Origin of the sequence: Shewanella sp. JNE2, assembly GCF_023159115.1 — a bacterium.
Lineage (GTDB): Bacteria > Pseudomonadota > Gammaproteobacteria > Enterobacterales > Shewanellaceae > Shewanella > Shewanella putrefaciens.
In genome coordinates this window covers 533341-552754 of the sequence record NZ_CP096169.1, presented here as the reverse complement: position 1 = coordinate 552754, position 19414 = coordinate 533341, and the positions used below count along the sequence as shown (strand labels likewise).

The following is a 19414-nucleotide window of genomic DNA, read 5'->3' as shown; positions in this document are numbered from 1 at the left end:
TGTGGCGTTAAGCCTAGGTTCTAGGTTCTAGATTCTAGATTCTAGATCTTATGCTGTCCCCCCCACTGTTAAGCGATCTAACTTCAAGGTCGGTTGGCCGACACCTACAGGTACACTTTGACCATCTTTACCACAAACGCCAACGCCTCTATCCAGTGCCATATCATTCCCCACCATCGAAATTTGGCTCATGGCTTCTGGGCCGTTACCGATTAAAGTCGCGCCTTTAATGGCTTGAGTCACTTCACCATTTTCAATCAAATAGGCTTCAGAGGCTGAGAACACAAACTTACCCGAAGTGATATCAACTTGACCACCGCCAAAGTTAGGGGCGTAAATGCCCTTCTTCACTGACTTAATAATCTCACTGGGATCTGACTCACCGGCCGTCATATAAGTGTTAGTCATACGTGGCATAGGCAAATGCGCGTAGGATTCACGGCGGCCGTTACCCGTTGGCGCAACGCCCATTAAACGCGCATTGAGTTTGTCTTGGATGTAGCCCTTTAAAATACCGTCTTCAATCAATACGGTTCTTTGGGTTTGTACACCTTCATCGTCGATACTCAGTGAACCACGACGATTAGGCAAGGTACCATCGTCGACCACAGTCACTAATTTAGACGCGACTTGCTGGCCAACCTTGCCGCTAAAGGCACTGCTGCCCTTACGGTTAAAGTCACCTTCTAAACCATGTCCAACCGCTTCGTGGAGCAAGACACCGGGCCAGCCATTACCCAATACCACTGGCATTTCACCCGCTGGTGCATCGATGGCGTTAAGGTTAACCTGCGCTTGGCGCACGGCTTCGCGGGCAAAGGCAAAACACATAGGTAAACCTGTGTCATCATTTGCCATTAAAACACCGTAGTCATGGCGTCCACCGCCCCCTGCACCGCCACGTTCACGTTTACCGTTTTCTTCTAAAATCACACTGCAATTAAAGCGCACTAAGGGGCGAATATCGGCCGCCAACGTACCATCGCTCGCAGCAATAAGGATTTCTTCGTGCACGCCGGCAAGGCTAACCACCACTTGGATAATCCGGCTATCGAGACTGCGAATAAAGGCATCAGCCTCTTTTAGCAGGTTGATTTTTTTGACTTCTTCCATCGCCGCTATGGGATCTAAGCTATCATATAGCGCTAATGCTTTTTGGCGTTTAAAGGCTTGCACTTGAGTTTGCTCACCCGCACTGGCAATACCTCGGGCAGCCTGTACTGCAGCGCTTAAGGCAGCAGGAGTGATATCGTCGGCATAGGCAAAACCGGTTTTTTCACCGCTAATAGCCCGCACGCCCACACCGCGCTCAATATGAAAACTACCGTCTTTGATGATGCCGTCTTCCAGCACCCAAGACTCGTGGCGACTGCCTTGAAAATAGAGATCGGAATAATCGATATTGTGCTGATGTATGGTGTTCAAATAGCTTTGCAAGCCATCTAACGCTAACCCATTCTTTAATAAACTTTGCTCTACTTGTGCTAAAAATGGCATCTATGCTCTCTTTGATCCCAAAGGATCTTGATATTCTGAGTGTAAACTCGGTGTACTCATTCTATGTGTTAATGCTGCGTATCGACTCAAGCGTAAATTCAGCATTTCAACTCGTCTGCTGGCTATTGGCGCATTATTTCAAACATGGTTCACGGAAACGATTATGCTGCATGACGGGCATTTTACTGCGAATACTGTGCAGTTCGGTTAAGTCGACCTCGGCCTGCACCCAACCCGTACCCGTTTTAAGCTCAGCCAAAATATTTCCCCAAGGACCGACTATCATGCTCTGCCCCCAAGTTTCGCGGCTACCTTCATTATGGGCTCCCCATTGCGCCGCAGCGAGAATAACGCATTGGGTTTCAATGGCTCTTGCCTGTAGCAATACTTGCCAATGGGCCTCCCCCGTCACTTTAGTAAAGGCCGAAGGGACTGTAATAATCTCGGCACTCGCAAGACGCATCGCCCTAAACAAGTCGGGAAAACGTAAATCATAACAGATAGCTAGGCCTATTTTGCCAAAAGGTGTATCGATAACAGTTATATGATCGCCAGGGCAGAAGGTTTCGCTCTCGCGATATTGCTTTGTACCGTCGGCAACATCCACATCAAAAAGGTGTAGTTTATCGTAATGCCCTAAAGTATCACCTTTATCATCAAACAGATAACAGCGACTATAAACACGACCATCCTCAGCCAACGCCGGAATAGTTCCCGCGACCATAAACACCCGATACTTGGCGGCCAGTGCACTTAACGCCGATTTGAGTGGGTTCTGATGAGCATCGCCCGCATAGGCAAGTTGCTGACTTTCATGGCCACCAAACAGTAAGCTGCATTCGGGTAATACCACTAAGTGGGGCGCATCGGCATCCCGTTTGAGTTCGTTAAGCTGCGATTCGATAAACAGCAGATTGGCGCTGACGTCGCGACTGCTCTGACATTGCAACAGGCTGATGTGCATTGTTATCTCCCTGATTTTGCTTAATCGGTTTAACGTCTTGGCTATTGGTAGGTTCGATAGGCTTGATGGCTGGCTCGGGCGGCATCGTATCAGGCTGAGAGCCTTGAGGCAGAGGTTCGCCAAGTTTCATGTCCTCCGAAGCCTTTGGGCCTAGCTTCGGGGTATGTTGTTCATTGTTACCCTCGGTCGGCATGGCTTTATCGCCAGCGCCAATAATGGGCAAAATAGACTCTGGAATTTCAATCTCTTTACTCTTACGCTCTAATTCTTCGACCACAGGCTCAGCCATAGTCCCCGTTACCCTAAAACGAATTTCTGAAATCACCTCAATCACAGGCTCAAGCACTTTGGTCAGGGCAAATGCGCCCAGTCCCAATGTCCACGCACTGGTGCTGAGCAATACCACTGTCGGCACACTCGAGGCCAATTGCGGCACAAAACGAATATCGTAATTTAAACTTTCAGTGGTGAGATCCGTGTATCCTCGCACCTTCATATTGCCGGCAATCGCATCCATTTCGGTATCAGTGGTTTTCACCACCCCATTATCAATTTGCAGGTTTCCGGTAAAGGAATTGAAATACATGCCTTGCCCAAAAACATCGCTAAAATCTAACGATAGCTTACGCACGAGGGAATCTAAGCTGAAAAGTGAAAATATTCGCGCCCCCTTATCACTCACTTGGGATAAATGACCTTTACCCAAAGCAAAGTTTACTTTGCCGTTTAAGCTTTCAAGGGAAAATGCATAGGGCGCGCCCTCCCACGATAAGTCAGCATTAACCTTGAGTGGCGCCTCATTAACGCCAGGATCAATCCCTAATTGCTCGGTCAAATGATTAAACTGGGTCGCATTTAACATCATGCTCAACTCTGTTTTATTTTTCCCATCCTGCTGTTGCCATATCCCACTCCCTTTTAGGGTTACATTGGGTGTAGCCAAAGACAATGTCTGGATCTGATATCCCGATGGTTGTGGACTAGCCTGCAGCACTAATTTGCCAAAGGGTTTATCAAAAACATGGAAATCTTCCACATTTACGGCAACGGGTGGCAAGTTAGTAAGGACTTGTTCCGCGCCAAAATCGGCTTCTGCATCATTTTTTAACTCAGGAGCAAAATAGAATTTGCTTGCAGCAATTTTAAGCCCCTGCGTCATCCAGTTTGGATAGAAATCTATCCAACCTTCGAATTCATTGGCGTTGGCATTGAAGCGCCATCCCGTTTCATTAGGTTTCGCATTAAGCCTAAGCTCTGTCAGTTGTTGCCCCAATAGATCGAGACGACCAATATGAGAATCGATACTTGCTACCGCGGGAAATACGTTTTTATGTGGGATCTCATCAACTAAAATCCCCGTTTTAGGCATTTTTTCTTGCCCAACAAAAGCATTAATCACTGGTAACCATTCAGCTAATTTGGCTTTGCCAAGATCAATTTGGATATGACCTTGCTCTGTATTTTTGGCCTCATCCTCATCGAATAAACGCCCCAATAACAAATCAAAGTAACTAAAGCGAGTACCATTATCGGCTGTAAACCCACCGACAAACTCGGCATGACTGGCAAGCTTTACGTCTAAGATCGCATCATTTTGATCGCCAATAAACTCCGCAACTAAAGATCGCGGTTCATCTTCTGGCTTAGCAAAATATCCGGGGAATGACAGTTGCGTCCCCAGCATATCGGATGTCACTTTGGCTTGGATTTGATAACCTTGCTCAGTAAAGAGCATATCCATTGCACCATCCCAACTGATTTTCCCCTGATAGAAATCACTCAAAGGATGATGTAATTCATCGGGAAGACGGTTGAGATCCCAGCGACTTTTCAACTGAAGATTAAGGGCAAAATCTTTACCTTTGGGCTGAGTGTCAAAGGTAAAACTGAGCGGCTGTTCAAACAAGCGGGCTTTGATGCCTTTGCCTGTAATCACTTGATTTGTAAAATTGATTATACCTGTCACGCCATTAAGCAGAATCCCAGGTTGCGCAATATACACAGGCGTATTATCAAAACTAATTTGGCCTCGAATGTCTTCATCTTCGCCCTCATATAAGGGAATACTGATATCTAAGTTTCCTGTCACAGCGCCTTGAACTTGCACAACGTTGAGTGTTTTACCTACGGAGTCTGCAAGGGGAGATGCCTGTAAAACTTGAGTCGCGGCACGACCTTGGGTCGCCAGCTCTGCTTGAATTTTTAGTAATGAATATTCACCCAATTCAGGAATAAATACATGGGCGCCATCAGCGATAACATCCATTAACTTTCCTTGATTAACCCAAATATCCATACGAGCATTTTCAAATAGGGCGTCGAGGGAAAGATCCGTGACCGCTGGCCAATCGGGTTGAAATTGGAATTGCGCATCCTGCAACGTAAAGGCTGCTTGAAAAACCCCACTATTATCATCAAAGGGAAAATTCGCCAATGCTCCTTGCCATAACACCTGTGCATTTTGGCTATGCCCAGCTTTTATCGCATCATCAAGGTATTTAGCTAAAGACTCGCCCATGGCTTTTACGGGAAAATATTTATCCGCATTGGCAGCATTTTTTACCTCCACATTGGCGGCAAGCGACATCAATACTGCGGCACTGAAGTCCAATTTAACGGCTGCATCGAGCGCTATATCATCATTATCAAACCGAATTTGCGGCACACTTAAGGTTAAAGATTCAGTATCGAATTGCCCAACAATGGCTGCACCATTAAGCACTAAGGGGGCAGGAAACTCATCGCCAAAGTTCAGGGTATAAGCTTGCTCTGGCAATGAAAAGACGAGGGTTTTATCCTGCCACTGCAGATGAGCATCCAATGGGTTAGCATTAGGAACACCCTCATCCATCCGCCAATGAAGCTGTTTAATATCCGTGTTGGCAAGCCAAGGTTCACCTTTTTTATGGTATACGCGGATAGGGCCAATTCCGCCCTCTGGAGCCAATTGATACCACTGTTTTAAAGCAGCTAAATCAACGCTGGGAAATAAGGGCAATAATGGAAATAAAGTTTGTAACTCAAGTTGACTTGCATAGCCAAATAACTCATCACCCTGCTGTTTAAGCGCCAATGTCAACTCAGGCCAAGCCTCGCCATTGGTTATAAAATCCAGATCCGTGCTATTAACCTCCCAACCAGAGGCTGTCGGTAACCACGTAATGCTGCCCGAGTTGATCTCAAATTTTTGTGGTTTGTCCCCTATTGCCCATTCAAGCCAACTCGGTTCAAAGTGGATCATCCCCGAATGGATACTCCGCTGAGCAAAAGTAAGCCAAGCTTTGAGATTGATAACACCTTCCAAAGGGAGTTTCTCGCTAGGCTCATCTGGATGAGATTGACGCGACGCCCACTCTCCTAAATCCAAGGATTGAGCCGCTAGATAGATTTGACCTGTGAGGCTATCAGGGGTAGCGCCATCGCCCTTAATATCGAGTTGTAATTGTAATGACTCGTGCATAGAGGCGTGATTATCGAGATAAACTTGACCCGCACCGCGATGGCTATCACCATTATTACGCCAATTTAAATGCCGAATATGAATGGGGCGATATTCATGCTGCTGACTTAACAACTGTACCGAAACATCTGTGAGAGAAAAACGCTCAAGCTGTTTTAGGAGTAATTTGTACAACCAATCGGTCTGATAGACGTTACTTTGTGTCGTCACCGACGAATCTTCGATGAGCTTATCGATATCGAGGGCGAGTCTGATCCCATCAAAATTGACATCCTCAATACGCGGGCTGGTTTTCAATAAGGATTGCCAAAAATCCAGCTTAATTTGGATATTCTTGACCAATACTGTTACTGGTACTTTATGTTGGGGTGGGATAATCAGGTTTTCAATGGTCAGTGCGGGTCCAAAGGCTTGCCATTGAGCCGATAATTCCCCCACTTGAACATCGAGATGATATTCATTTTTTATATAATCAACGAGCTGTTGACGCACTTCATCGACCTGAGGTAATAATCCACGGATCAAGCTAACAGCCAGTGCAAACAACACCAAGACAACTGCTAGAAGCTGCCAGCAAAAACGGCTCACTGATTTAACGGTAACAAACGCAGCCACTACATCATCACCACATCGTATTTGTGCTGTGAGTACATAGGCTCATTTTGCAGGCGAATACGTTTACTAATATAAACTTCAAGCTCAGCGATCAGATGACTTTCTTCGCCACTCAAACTTTGATATACCGCAGGAGAACAATACAGCAAAAACTCATCGGCATCGTATGCACGATTTAATCGAATAATTTCTCGGAATATTTCATAGGAGACAGTTTCAACTGTCTTCATACTCCCAGTGCCATGACAAGCTGGACACTCGCTACAAACCACATGCTCTAAACTCTCGCGAGTGCGTTTACGCGTCATCTCGACCAGCCCTAAACCAGAAAACCCACTGACATTCGTTTTAACGCGGTCCTTGGCTAAAGCACTATTTAAACTATTAAGCACACGTGTTTTATGCTCTTCATTAAGCATATCGATAAAGTCGATAATAATGATGCCGCCTAGATTGCGTAGGCGCAGTTGTCTTGCAATGGCTTGGGTCGCTTCGAGATTGGTATTAAAGATGGTTTCTTCGAGATTACGATGACCCACAAAGGCACCAGTGTTGATGTCGACGGTCGTCATGGCTTCGGTTTGATCGATGATCAGATAACCGCCCGACTTTAACTCAACTTTACGCCCCAGCGCGCGCTGAATTTCATTTTCAACATCGTAGAGATCAAAAATAGGTGCCGGGCCTGAATAATGCTCAATTTTCTCAGCAATTTCAGGCATAAATTCTTGAGCGAAGGTTTGCAACTCATCAAAGGTGCGGCGTGAATCGACCTGAATACGATCCAGTTCAGTGCCAACAAAATCACGCACAATACGCACTGGCAACGCTAAATCTTGGTATAAAAGCGCCACGCCACGGCGTTGTCGTCGCTCGCTGACCTTAGACCAAACTCGGCGTAAAAACGCCGCATCTTGGGCAAGCTCATCTTCTCCAACGCCTTCGGCAGCCGTGCGAATAATAAATCCGCCATCTTCATCCACATAAGGAAGTGTGATTTTCTTTAAACGGCTGCGCTCTTCCTCAAGCTCAATACGTTGGGAAACCCCAACATGGCTAGAGCCAGGCATAAAGACTAAATAACGGGAAGGCAGCGTGATATCAGTTGTTAAACGCGCTCCCTTAGTACCCAAGGGATCTTTAACTACTTGCACCATAATATCTTGCCCTTGGCGGACTAATTCAGCGATATCACGGACAACGAAGTGGCCTTTTTCAACATCGGCAACGCACTCAGTGTGTGGCACTATGTCAGAAGCATGAAGAAATGCAGCTTTATCTAAACCTATATCAACAAAAGCCGCTTGCATGCCAGGTAACACGCGGCTGATTTTACCTTTATAAATATTGCCGACTAATCCCCGTTTCATACGGCGTTCAATATGCACTTCTTGCAATACACCGTGTTCAACTAAAGCGACGCGAGCCTCGGATGGGGTTACGTTGATCAGTAATTCTGAACCCATCTTGCGCTGTATTTTATTTTGATTTAAGCGACTGGTATTCACGACTCACCCCATTCGGGAAATTAGATTAAATAATTGAAGTTATAGCGTCTCTCAGCCTGAAACCGATACTCCAACTACGACCAACACCGTAAGTTCACGGACTAAAACTTGGTAGTAAGAGGTTATCAACATCGATAAGGTTCCGTTTTAAATCCTTTAAACCTCGCAACAGGGATAAGATTAACCGAATCCAACCTCAGCTAATAATGCACACGTTTCAACTAAAGGTAAGCCAACCACGCAGGAATAACTGCCTTCAATCGACTCAACAAAACAGCCGCCTAACCCCTGAATACCATAACTACCTGCTTTATCCATGGGTTCCTTTGAGGCAACATAGGCATCGATATCAGCATCACTTAGCGTACAAAATCGTACTTGGGTTTCAACCAAACGCACTGATGTTGTAGGGTTGTCGACATCACCATAGGTTATCGCCACCGCTGTCATTACTGTGTGTGTTTTGCCAGATAATGCCCGCAACACACGTTTTGCATCCTGTTCGTCAACGGGTTTTCCTAATATTGCGTTTTCAAGCACAACGATAGTATCAGAACCTAATACAGCAGGCTGTGACATGCCAAGGCATAATGCAAGCCCTGCTTGCGCTTTTTCAGCGGCGAGACGTTGTACATAATCCCTTGGAGTCTCATCATTTAAAGGGGTTTCATCAATATCTGGGGCGACTTGAGTAAAACTAAAATCTGTACGCCCTAAGCCAATATTTGCCAATAATTCTTTGCGACGTGGAGAGGTAGAAGCGAGAACTAAATTCACCGTTAGCGAACCTTATAATGACGTCGAACACGACGTAAAATCCAAAAAATCCAAGGCCAAATCACTAGCCCAGAAATTGCAGGTAGAAACAAATCCGCATTAAATGTCGCTTCATCCATCACAAACTCTACCCAGTAAACGACTAAGTGGTAAAGGGCAATTAGCAGCGCCACTACTAAGGTTTGCTGCCATTTTGGGAAATTACGCAACCGTTGGCAATGCAAAATCGCAATATAGATCACCAATGACATCGCTAATGAGCGCACACCCAAGGTTGCTCCCAACAGAATATCGAGGGCCAAACCTAAAACCCAAGCAGTTAAAATATTGTATCTGTGTGGCAAGGCAATAGACCAATACATAACCACCATTAACAGCCAGTCAGGGCGCCAAGCTTCAACCACCGAAGGTAAAGGCATAATTTGGCTTAGCAATCCGATAAACAGCGTCAACCAGACGATGAGTCGACCATTGGCAGCTTGTAAACTCATTAATGCACCTCTGCTGGCGGTGGAGTGGTCACAGCGCCCGTTGTAGCATTCACATTAGTTGCAGCCCCTTGTGGCGTGTTTGCCGAACCTTGGGTATTGGGTGCACTATTTATCGTATTGGGATCCGGCTTAGCCTCTTCAGGCTGATCCGCAGCAGGTACTGGCATTTGATGCGGCAAAGTCACACCTGAATCTGGTGATGGCCAAATCAATAATAAATAACGAATACGATCAAGGGCTGCCAGTGGTTGAGCGGTAACACGGGCATAGCTTTGGCCATCCTCCGTCAGGACTTCCATGACCCGAGCAACGGGATACCCTTCGGGAAAACGATTACCAAGGCCAGAAGTCACTAATAAATCACCAACACGCACATCGATACTTTTAGCCACATGGCGCAATTCAATCTCATCATTTTCACCCGTACCATTGGCGATTAAGCGCACATCGTTGCGGGTAATACGCACAGGTAAACCATGGGAGACATCAGAAAGCAGCAATACACGACTGGTCATCTCGCTAATTTGCACCACCTGCCCCACAACCCCTTGTGCATCAACAACGGGTTGCCCGACGAACACGCCACTGCGCGCTCCGTGATTTAACACAACATAATGATGGGAGGGATCGCTAGCGACCTCGAGCACTTCTGCCACCATTTTGCGAGAATCCTGATACGCAGGAGACCCAAGCAAGGCGCGTAAACGCTCATTCTCTTGGCGCAAATGTTCAAAACGCTGCAAACGCTCGCTCATTAGTAATTGCTGTCTTAATAGCTCTTTATTCTGTAACGCCAGCATATTACGCGTTGCAAAACTCTCGGATGACCAATCGAGTAGGGCCCCGGGAAAACTGGCGAGATATTGCACAGGGCTTAATACAGATGAAAGGGATTGACGCGCAGGTTCGAGACGATGATTAGCCACGAGCAAAATCACCGACAAAATAATTGCCAGTGTTAAACGAAATTGGTTAGAAATACCACGAACAAAAATTGGCTTCATAGAAAGCTAGGGCGGTGATTAGCCGCCCCATACCGAAGTTAAATTAAGTTTCTTCGGAGAACAGATCGCCGCCGTGCATATCAATCATTTCGAGGGCTTTACCACCGCCGCGTGCAACACACGTTAGTGGATCGTCCGCAACCATTACAGGTATACCCGTTTCTTGCATTAATAAACGGTCTAAATCACGCAACAGTGCGCCACCGCCCGTTAATACCATGCCACGCTCAGAAATATCTGAGGCTAACTCAGGTGGAGACTGCTCTAATGCCACCATCACCGCGCTAACAATACCCGATAATGGCTCTTGCAGCGCTTCTAAAATTTCATTGCTGTTGAGTATAAAGCTACGCGGCACACCTTCAGCCAAGTTACGACCACGTACCTCAATCTCTAACACTTCATCCCCAGGATAAGCCGTACCAATTGTGTGCTTAATACGCTCAGCCGTTGCTTCACCAATTAAGCTGCCATAATTACGGCGCACATAGTTGATAATGGCATCATCAAACTTATCGCCACCAATACGCACTGAAGAAGAATACACGACACCGTTCAATGAAATAATAGCGACTTCAGTGGTACCACCACCAATATCCACTACCATAGAACCTGTTGCTTCAGAGACAGGTAAACCCGCACCAATCGCAGCAGCCATTGGCTCTTCAATTAAATACACTTCGCGAGCACCAGCCCCCATGGCCGATTCACGGATAGCACGACGTTCAACCTGAGTTGCCCCCACGGGCACACAGACTAAAACGCGCGGGCTTGGACGAAAAAAGCTATTGTTGTGCACTTGTTTGATAAAGTGCTGCAGCATTTTTTCAGTCACATAAAAGTCAGCAATAACACCGTCTTTCATTGGACGGATAGCTTGGATGTTACCGGGTGTTCGGCCTAACATTTGTTTAGCCTCTGTGCCGACAGCGGCAACAGATTTCTGACCAGAGCTGTTACGCTCACCACGTATAGCAACAACAGAAGGCTCATTGAGGACTATGCCTTCGTCACGAACATAAATTAATGTGTTAGCTGTACCCAAATCGATCGATAGATCATTAGAAAAAATGCCACGCAGCTTCTTGAACATGTAACTAGCCTGTATTCTGTGGAGTCAGAAGAAAAGAAAAATCAGCTAACTTTATCAATGCCACCTTGATTCCACAAGACCATTGAGGTTAACAATCGCTAATGGCGTGATTTTTTTTCAAATATACAGCTTAAAAACAGTATTTAGCCGAAAAATACGCTTTACAGGTTAAAGTTTGAGCAGTGAAAAGTAAAAAGCAATACAAACTAGCAACACATGCCAAACGTCATTTTTGCATTTAAAGCCGAACGTAGACATTTAAGCCAAGGCTCAAAAATAAGTCGCCTAACGATTTACCACTAAAGTTACAACTTAATTTAGCGGGATAGATTACTAAAACTAATTAATTAACCTCTCGCCAGTAGATGATCCTGTCATGCCCACGGTAACGACCAAAAAATGCACTGGCGCGGGGTTCGGATAAGCTAGTAGGTGAAACCCCGTTCCAATTCCAATACCATTCTAGCCAAGCGGGTACATCTAAAGGTGCGGTCACTTGTCCTCGGTAAAGCGGGCCACTTGTCGCCACGGCTCGCCACAGCAACTCAAATTGGCCAGATTGGAATGTTGATGTGCCACCGGAGCGCACAACACTTTGTCCTGTGGCTAAATTTGGGTCAAAGTGATAGCCAAGACCAGCATTATCAACCTGCGAACCTAAGCCATAAGTGGCGATAGTGCAGCTATCATCCCCATTTAACACCCAATTCGTGCCATTCCAATACTCGGCCCGAACAGGCATACTTAATGTTTCAGTCTCTGGGCCGTAAGTGTTGTCCATTACCACTCGACCATGGCGATATCTCTGCTGGATAGCGGATAATATAACAGCATCACAACTAGTACCCGCACTGCAGTCGCCAAGGGTGGCAGCATTCATATTTGGCGATGCAACTGAACTAACATTCCCATCATTATCAAATACTTTAACTCCCAACAACATTTGCTCATAGGGACCATCGACTTCACCACCAATTAAAGCGGGGAGGCGGGAAAAATGAGGTTGATAATCTATGCTCGCCTCACCAGCTGTCCACGAACTCGATTTCAAGGGTACAGCAACGTCATCTAAGCGTAGCTGCATATCATTACCATCATCATTATTTTCTCCCACCAGCAGCCCCGTCGCTTTGGCAAAACTACCGTGATAATTCTGTGTCACAACTCCAGCGACATTTCGCGCCTCAAGATTAAATGCTACATCAAAAGGCTGATCCATATAGCTAAAGCTATAGGTACTACTACACGCAGGCACCACACTCGATGTGGTCACTTCAAAGTGGTCGGGGACAAATCGGCCTATGTTGGCACTCTTTGCGAGTGGTATTGAGTAAAAACTCGATCCTAAGTAACTCGATGGCGGCGCAGCACTAAAGGTAAATACCCCCACTTCACTTATGCTTTGAGCCACTGTATTAAGATTATTTATCTTGCCCTCTTGATCGTAACTGGCTACGCCTACTGCCCCCTGTACACCGGAACTTGGCGCCACCAGTTGGCTGGATAACGCGATACCAGATTGGACATAATTGGGCGTACTAGGGTTATCGCAATAATTGCCGTCGTTATCAACAACCCATGCTTTAGCAACAATCTGCAAATTAAAACTCTCACCCGCTTTTTTATACACAGAACAGCTCTCATTTCCCGCGGGACACAAGGCACCGTTGTCTTCTGGGGTAACACATAAACCTACAGGGACATTGACAAACTGATCTGAGCCTATCATCAATAAACCTTGCTCATCGCCCGTGCCTGTATATTTCGCATTGAGCTGTAATTTGCCCGCATCGGGGTAATTGACCGTGATTTTTGCCTGCCCATTAATATCAAAGCCCAGGCTCAATGCAGTAGGTACGGCGCTCGTAGTACTGATTGCTGTGCTATTAATAGTGACAGCCTTAGGTGTGATTGGCGCACTAGGCTCCACATACTGACTCCAAAAACTAAGGCTCTTAGCCTGATTCTGGAAACTCGGAATACACTGCTGTGTGACATCCGACTTTTTAACCGCTTTGACCAACACCTCAACCGGTTTATTAGCTAATTTATCAGGTACATCAAAAATAAAACCGCTATCGGCAAAGGTCAGCGAACAATTATTTTCACTTAATGCACCAGCACCAATACGGCATAAGGTCTTGCTTAAGGGCCTAGTTGTTGGACTGGACCCTTTTACACCTAAGGTCACAACGCCAGCAGTATTGCGCCGTAGTTGTAATTGCGCAGTACCACCACTAAAACTCACTTGGTTACCGCCAACCCACACACCCTCGGCTGTAGACTCAGGCAATAATGTTGCCGTTAGCGGTTCGGTAAAGAGTTGACTACAACTCGTATTGGCACAGGCTCTAATGGTCACAGTCTCGGGATTACAGGTGAGTCCCTGACCCGTATGATCAAATTCAAAATGATCGATCTGTGTGGTAATTGGATTCGACTTTAATGCGCAAATCTGAACATTATCAATTTCATGGTTATTATAGTAATCCCCCGTCGATCCCGTTAATGACAATAAAAAATCCTTCGGAATGGTTGCTTGCCCCGTCTGAGCCGCAGCATTGAAAGAAGATATTAAGGTGACAAAACCTGAGCCTGTATTACGCTCAATCTTCACCATCGACTGGCCCGCAGACTGCGAATCAATGGTTATTTTATATCTGTGTGCTGGGGTTACGTTGTTTTTATCGACGGTTGGAGATAAACAGCTACCACTGGTATTGGTCTTGCCATCATTACAGGTGCCATGTAAATAATTATACCCAGATGTGCCAGCACCTGAGCCACGCACTGCAACCGACTGACGCCGCTGGCCAACATTGCCATTGCCACCTTCACCGGAGAAGTTCCCAAACTCATCAATACCAACCCCAAGCCAGCCACCCGCAAATCCATTAATACCAGGTTTAAAGCCATAACCTAAAGGTCCACCAAAGGCACCTGGCTGCGGTGTAATCGCGGCATCAGATAACACCACGGCAATACCATCGGCACCATTATTGGTCGCACCACCGTAGGCATAATGATCAAACTGGATTTCGACTAAGTTTTCAGCGGCGGGGAAAAGTCTTTGATAAGTGGATGCCGTTGATTGTTTCTGACTCGCTTGCGTTAAACGCATGCGGCCACCCACGATTGAAGGGATAAAACTGCCACTGCTACGGGAAACAACCCAATCACTGCTTAATGCACTTTGGGAGAAATCATCATTAAAGCATTGTAAGACAGGTGCACCGGCATCATAAACCACCTTACTACTGCTTTGAAGGGTTACATTTTTAGCACTGAGACGGCCAGTTAGGACTGTGGTTTCTTGTAATGTTGCGTTACCAGCAACATAATAACTCCCTTGAACTTTAGCACTACCTCTAACTAATAAATCATTCTGAATATAAACATCTAATGTGCTCAATCCTGTAAGTTGCGATACTCCATCGATAATGAAACTACCTTTAATATACAATTTCGTATCACCTGACCCGACAATATTTAAAGTACCTGAATTAAGATTCAGATCACCATCAATAATATAAGTTTTACCTGGTTTTAAAGTCATAGTCGCTGCATTATAAAACGTCAGATCTTTTATAACATACGTTGAATAGGTATCTGATACGGTAACATTACCACCTGTATTAATCGTTAAAGCACCTATATCCCAACGACTGTTATTAAATTTTTGACCGTAACCCGCTGTAGTGCCAAGCTCTACGGTTGAAGTAGTATTATTTGCTACGACATAACTACTTGTCACAGAACTCGTAACAAAAGTGGGGGCCGCTCTTGCTAAACTTGGTATACCTGTTATTTCACACTTACCAATACCGCAAGCTAAAGCGTTCATCTCATACTCATAACCCCTTACCTGTTTAAAGCAGACATCTACTTTATTCACATTTTCAATGAGCGCACCACTTTGCATATAGAGTTCGCCGGTACTACTAAAACTCTGTATTGGCCCCGGAAATACACTATTGCAATCAATTGCGGCATAAGTTGGCGATGAGGTAAGAATAAAAAATATAAGCAGCAAGTTAGACAATAAGCCACGCATATAATGAGTTTGATAACGTAGTGCCAAGTTTAATATCATCAAAAATCTAACCACGGGCTTCTACCTCAACTTGTCGGCTGACGCGAATCTCACCACTCTCACATACCGCTTTACTATTTATTCGATATTGGGTGACAGTGTCTACGGCATATGCTTTACAACTGAGTTCAACACGGCAAGCATGGAAACCGACTACATTCGGTGGCGTCCAAGAACTGCTTGCCAAACAAACACCGACACTACCGTTTAGTGGAAATAACTGTGCTAATGCGGCATCAGCACCGCTATTGGCCGCGGCTAAGGCACGAGCCCCCCACACTTCTTGCGTCAATCCAGTATCCGCATCTTCCACAATATTGATAAGCGCAGACGCTAATAAAAACATCACAGTGATAACAAATATCCCAATGATCAACGCACTCCCCCGCTGCCGCGTAGGTAAGGCTGGTCGTTGCGACCTTACTCGCGATGTTCTGGGTAACATTCGCATTATCGAGTGATGACCTGTCAATTGACGAGATACATTATGGAACATTGATCACCTGCACTTGATGTCGATATTGGAATGTCTCACCATTAACATTAAACCGCGGTTGTAAATGCACCATGGCATGATTAACTAAACTTGATGGGGTTAATGTCATTGGTAAGTCATTACTATCGTTCAAACGATTTGCCACACTTTGCGCCATCAACACCCCTGAACCCAGATCGCCCGGTTTAGATTGAGTGGCAGTAAAGGCATAGCCCGCGTAACGTCGTACCTGCAATTGATTAGCACTTGGCTCTTTTTCAAAACAATAACTCACAGGATTTGAACCCAAATAGATTCGCTGCCGTGGTGATGCTTCAGCAAAACGTACTGGCGCAGTAAACGTCAGCGTTACCTGATTACCCAAAGGCGCCATGGTGTTAATCTGAGCGCGTTTTTGCCTCGCACTGTTATACACATCGCTATCAGTCAAAGGATAAATCCAAGCATATTGGTTAACCGCAATCTTACTGGTCACATCGTCTAAAATCACCGTTCCCGAGAGAGCTGTGGCGCTCGGCGATATTGGCATAGATAAATAGGAGGTGCTGGCTTGGATAGGTACAAATTCAATACATTGATAGGTGAGTGAATCCGTATTCACTCGCACACTATTAGGCACTGAGCTGCGTAATTCGCGCGTCATTCGCTCGACCACAAAACGGCTCTGACTGAGCACTTGATCGACCGAGCTCGACTCGACAAAAATCCGCGTGCCAAAAATAATAAAGCTACTGACCCCAACCACAAGAATACCCAGAATCAAGATAACAGTAACCATCTCGACTAAGGTAAATCCCCGCGCGAATTTTTTATTTACAGCATAGTGTGAAGCCATCAGTAATTACTCCTCACCATATTGTAAGTAATCACTTCGTTATCAGGCGTTGTCACATTAATCGTCACTAACTTGGTATTGGGCACGGCCCCATAAGCAACAGTGACACTTAAACGATAGTTAGGATAAGCCTCGGTATAAGTTTGGCTGGAGTTAAGCATAGTCGCGGTTTCATTTAAACCGTGGTAATCATCCACATCATTAAAATTATTGCGGCTTTCCACTATTCCAGAAACGATATCTTTACCTAACTTATCGGCAGGGGTACAACTCATCCCTAAAGGACTCCCACAGGCGGGCACACCGCCATTGGCATTGGTATTTTGATCGTATCTTTTACCCCATATCTCATTCATGACCGAATGGGCAAGTTCGGCGCTTCGCACCCTATGCAAGGTTTTTGCTGCACGATCCGCTTGGGGAAATAACATACTGCTAAGCATCACGATAGCAATCGCAATCACCAGCATGCCCACCACTAATTCAATTAAGGTAAAGCCCTTGTGTGGCGATATTTTATGAAGGAATAAGCGAGGATTAGTTGGCATAGATATATCCCTCGCTCGAGATATTGATGCTTACAATATCGTTGGCGATGACTTTGATACAGTGACCATTACAAGCTAATGAGGGTCTACCATTAATATCAAAATCAATATTAAAACTACTGGCATTGCTACTGGATAACGCAAGCGTAGCACCACCTTTAAAGGCTTGGGTATATAGCGGTTCTGGAGAAAGCGGCGCGCCCGTGCAACCTGTATTATCACGGGTCGCAAATTGACTCACTTGATAACCCACACTGGAGACAGCGATCCGATAACATCTATCGGTATTGTTTAATGCTCTTTGTTGCACTTGACGCAGCTCTGCCATAAATTCATTACGCAAGCTAAAAGCACTATAGGATGACTGTGTAAACAGACGCGGCAGTACGGTCACAGAAAGGATCCCAATCAAGATGACCGTTGTGACTAACTCAACTAAGGTAAATCCCGCCTGTTTTGCCATTGAAAATTTAGCCATTGTCCATATTAGGTTCTAGGTTCTAGGTTCTAGGTTCTAGGTTCTAGGTTCTAGGTTCTAGGTTCTAGGTTCTAGGTTCTAGGTTCTAGGTTCTAGGTTCTAGGTTCTAGGTTCTAGGTTCTAGGTTCTAGGTTCTAGGTTCTAGGTTCTAGGTTCTAGGTTCAGTTTCTGCCAACTGTTTGATTAAAGCAAATAAATTGCTATAAATTTGGATGCAAATTCTAAGTAAATTCATTTTGTTGCAACCGATTTAACACATGTATTTTATCTAAAAAAAAGGCCTGCTAGGCAGGCCTTATACTCTGTAAAAATTAACACTTAGAAGCATCAGGTGTTGCTAAAAAACTTGGGGCTTTTGTCTCTGTTGCTGGATTGTATTGGATAAAACATGCCGCTGGTGCACCATTTTGCCAAAACTTAACAGCTGTGTCGGTTGAATAAAGTACCCAGTCTGCGTTATCTGTCGATGATACCTTACCCGTAGTAATATCATCTGTAGCTGTTGAAATGCTGATTTCCAAGGCATTTGAAAAATTAGTTGCTGTAGTATCCATATATCCATAGGCAAGGCTTATTTCAACATCTGTCGCAATATCTACCGTTGGATCGTCCTCTGGTGCAACCTTTTCAACACCAGCCAATGCTGCTTTTGAATAAACTAGCGTATTTGCGCCTTGGATTGATGCTTTCAAGCCATTTAATGCCGATACTCTTGCATCGCCTTGCAGGTTCATAAACTTAGGTGCCGCGGTGACAGCAAGAATACCTAAGATGATGATCACTACTACTAATTCAATTAAGGTAAAACCTTGTTGTCTTTTCATATAAAAACTACCTTTCTACGTTTGGGTTAGTTAAGCCAATTTAGACATTTATGTCAGTTATAAACGACTGGGTAAACACATTAAACCATTTACACATTAGATACGGTATTAAGGCGTAAATGGGGTTTGGGTAAAGCTTAATACTCTGCCTGTACCTGGGTTATAGACCACGCCCTTAGCACCTGCCGTGGATAAATCGGGTGTAGGCGTCGCGACCCCCGTTGTTTGGTTAACCACCAGTGAAGCCACTTGGTGATAAACACATAAATCTAAGCCAGTTACCGTTGCACCTGCAATTGAGGTCGCACTGCCGCCCGCACCATCGATCACTCTGACGGTATAGCGTTGATTACGGGTATCTTGAGTGTAAAGCACATTGCGTGGAGCACTCTGCAACACGGTATTAAAGACTTCTTGGCAACTGGCATCCGTCATTGCGGTCGCATCCGTGACTGAGGTTCCAGTAGGGTAACCAAAACGAGTATCGAGGTTAACCGAGGTACCATCGAGGAGCACATTATTATTGCGACGTCCATCCACTTCCCACTGTGAACGTACAAAGCTCACCGCAGTGGATAAACCACCCGCAACCCCATCGACACTCGCATCCTGTGCGTCGTCGGTTACATTTAAAAACCGTGGGATCGCCGTTGCCGCTAATAAGCCTAAAATCACAATAACGATAACGAGTTCAATCAATGAAAAACCATTTTGCTTAGTCTTCATTTACT

At 45.3% G+C, this 19414-nt stretch carries 15 protein-coding genes; all 15 read right to left on the bottom strand.

What is annotated here, in order from left to right:
- Positions 1-48 precede the first annotated feature (48 nt).
- The gene (gene tldD / locus MZ182_RS02570) at positions 49-1497 is read right to left on the bottom strand and encodes a metalloprotease TldD (RefSeq protein ID WP_011790831.1); all 1449 of its coding nucleotides are present in this window, start codon (positions 1495-1497) and stop codon (positions 49-51) included.
- Positions 1498-1630: 133 nt separating this feature from the next.
- Complete coding sequence (locus MZ182_RS02565) at positions 1631-2461, bottom strand: carbon-nitrogen hydrolase family protein (RefSeq protein WP_248069603.1); 831 nt, start codon at positions 2459-2461, stop codon at positions 1631-1633.
- Positions 2385-6536 (bottom strand): YhdP family protein, encoded by a 4152-nt coding sequence (locus tag MZ182_RS02560; RefSeq protein ID WP_248069604.1) that lies wholly within the window; start codon positions 6534-6536, stop codon positions 2385-2387. The genes MZ182_RS02565 and MZ182_RS02560 overlap by 77 nt, the downstream gene beginning before the upstream one ends.
- A complete protein-coding gene (rng, locus tag MZ182_RS02555; RefSeq protein WP_014609762.1) occupies positions 6536-8002 on the bottom strand; it encodes a ribonuclease G in 1467 nt (488 codons plus the stop codon). The genes MZ182_RS02560 and rng overlap by 1 nt, the downstream gene beginning before the upstream one ends.
- A gap of 222 nt (positions 8003-8224) precedes the next feature.
- Positions 8225-8821 (bottom strand): Maf family protein, encoded by a 597-nt coding sequence (locus tag MZ182_RS02550; RefSeq protein ID WP_248069613.1) that lies wholly within the window; start codon positions 8819-8821, stop codon positions 8225-8227.
- A gap of 2 nt (positions 8822-8823) precedes the next feature.
- The gene (mreD, locus tag MZ182_RS02545) at positions 8824-9312 is read right to left on the bottom strand and encodes a rod shape-determining protein MreD (protein WP_011790836.1); all 489 of its coding nucleotides are present in this window, start codon (positions 9310-9312) and stop codon (positions 8824-8826) included.
- Positions 9312-10316, bottom strand: coding sequence for a rod shape-determining protein MreC (gene mreC / locus MZ182_RS02540; protein WP_248069622.1), 1005 nt, complete (start codon positions 10314-10316; stop codon positions 9312-9314). Before mreC ends, mreD begins: the two co-directional genes overlap by 1 nt.
- 43 nt (positions 10317-10359) lie before the next feature.
- A complete protein-coding gene (locus MZ182_RS02535) occupies positions 10360-11409 on the bottom strand; it encodes a rod shape-determining protein (protein ID WP_011790838.1) in 1050 nt (349 codons plus the stop codon).
- 343 nt (positions 11410-11752) lie between these two features.
- Positions 11753-15502, bottom strand: a complete 3750-nt coding sequence (locus MZ182_RS02530) for a DUF6701 domain-containing protein (protein WP_248069624.1) — start codon at positions 15500-15502, stop codon at positions 11753-11755.
- A gap of 7 nt (positions 15503-15509) precedes the next feature.
- A complete protein-coding gene (locus MZ182_RS02525; RefSeq protein WP_014609759.1) occupies positions 15510-15998 on the bottom strand; it encodes a hypothetical protein in 489 nt (162 codons plus the stop codon).
- Positions 15988-16833: a PilW family protein gene (locus MZ182_RS02520; RefSeq protein WP_248069626.1), complete on the bottom strand. Its 846-nt coding sequence runs from the start codon at positions 16831-16833 to the stop codon at positions 15988-15990. Before MZ182_RS02520 ends, MZ182_RS02525 begins: the two co-directional genes overlap by 11 nt.
- Positions 16833-17381, bottom strand: coding sequence for a type II secretion system protein (locus MZ182_RS02515; RefSeq protein WP_011790842.1), 549 nt, complete (start codon positions 17379-17381; stop codon positions 16833-16835). The genes MZ182_RS02520 and MZ182_RS02515 overlap by 1 nt, the downstream gene beginning before the upstream one ends.
- Positions 17371-17859, bottom strand: coding sequence for a type II secretion system protein (locus MZ182_RS02510; protein ID WP_011918577.1), 489 nt, complete (start codon positions 17857-17859; stop codon positions 17371-17373). The genes MZ182_RS02515 and MZ182_RS02510 overlap by 11 nt, the downstream gene beginning before the upstream one ends.
- A gap of 311 nt (positions 17860-18170) precedes the next feature.
- On the bottom strand, positions 18171-18683 hold the full coding sequence (locus MZ182_RS02505; RefSeq protein WP_248068686.1) for a prepilin-type N-terminal cleavage/methylation domain-containing protein: 513 nt from the start codon (positions 18681-18683) through the stop codon (positions 18171-18173).
- Between the two features lie 108 nt (positions 18684-18791).
- The gene (locus tag MZ182_RS02500; RefSeq protein WP_014609755.1) at positions 18792-19409 is read right to left on the bottom strand and encodes a prepilin-type N-terminal cleavage/methylation domain-containing protein; all 618 of its coding nucleotides are present in this window, start codon (positions 19407-19409) and stop codon (positions 18792-18794) included.
- Between the last annotated feature and the right edge of the window lie 5 nt (positions 19410-19414).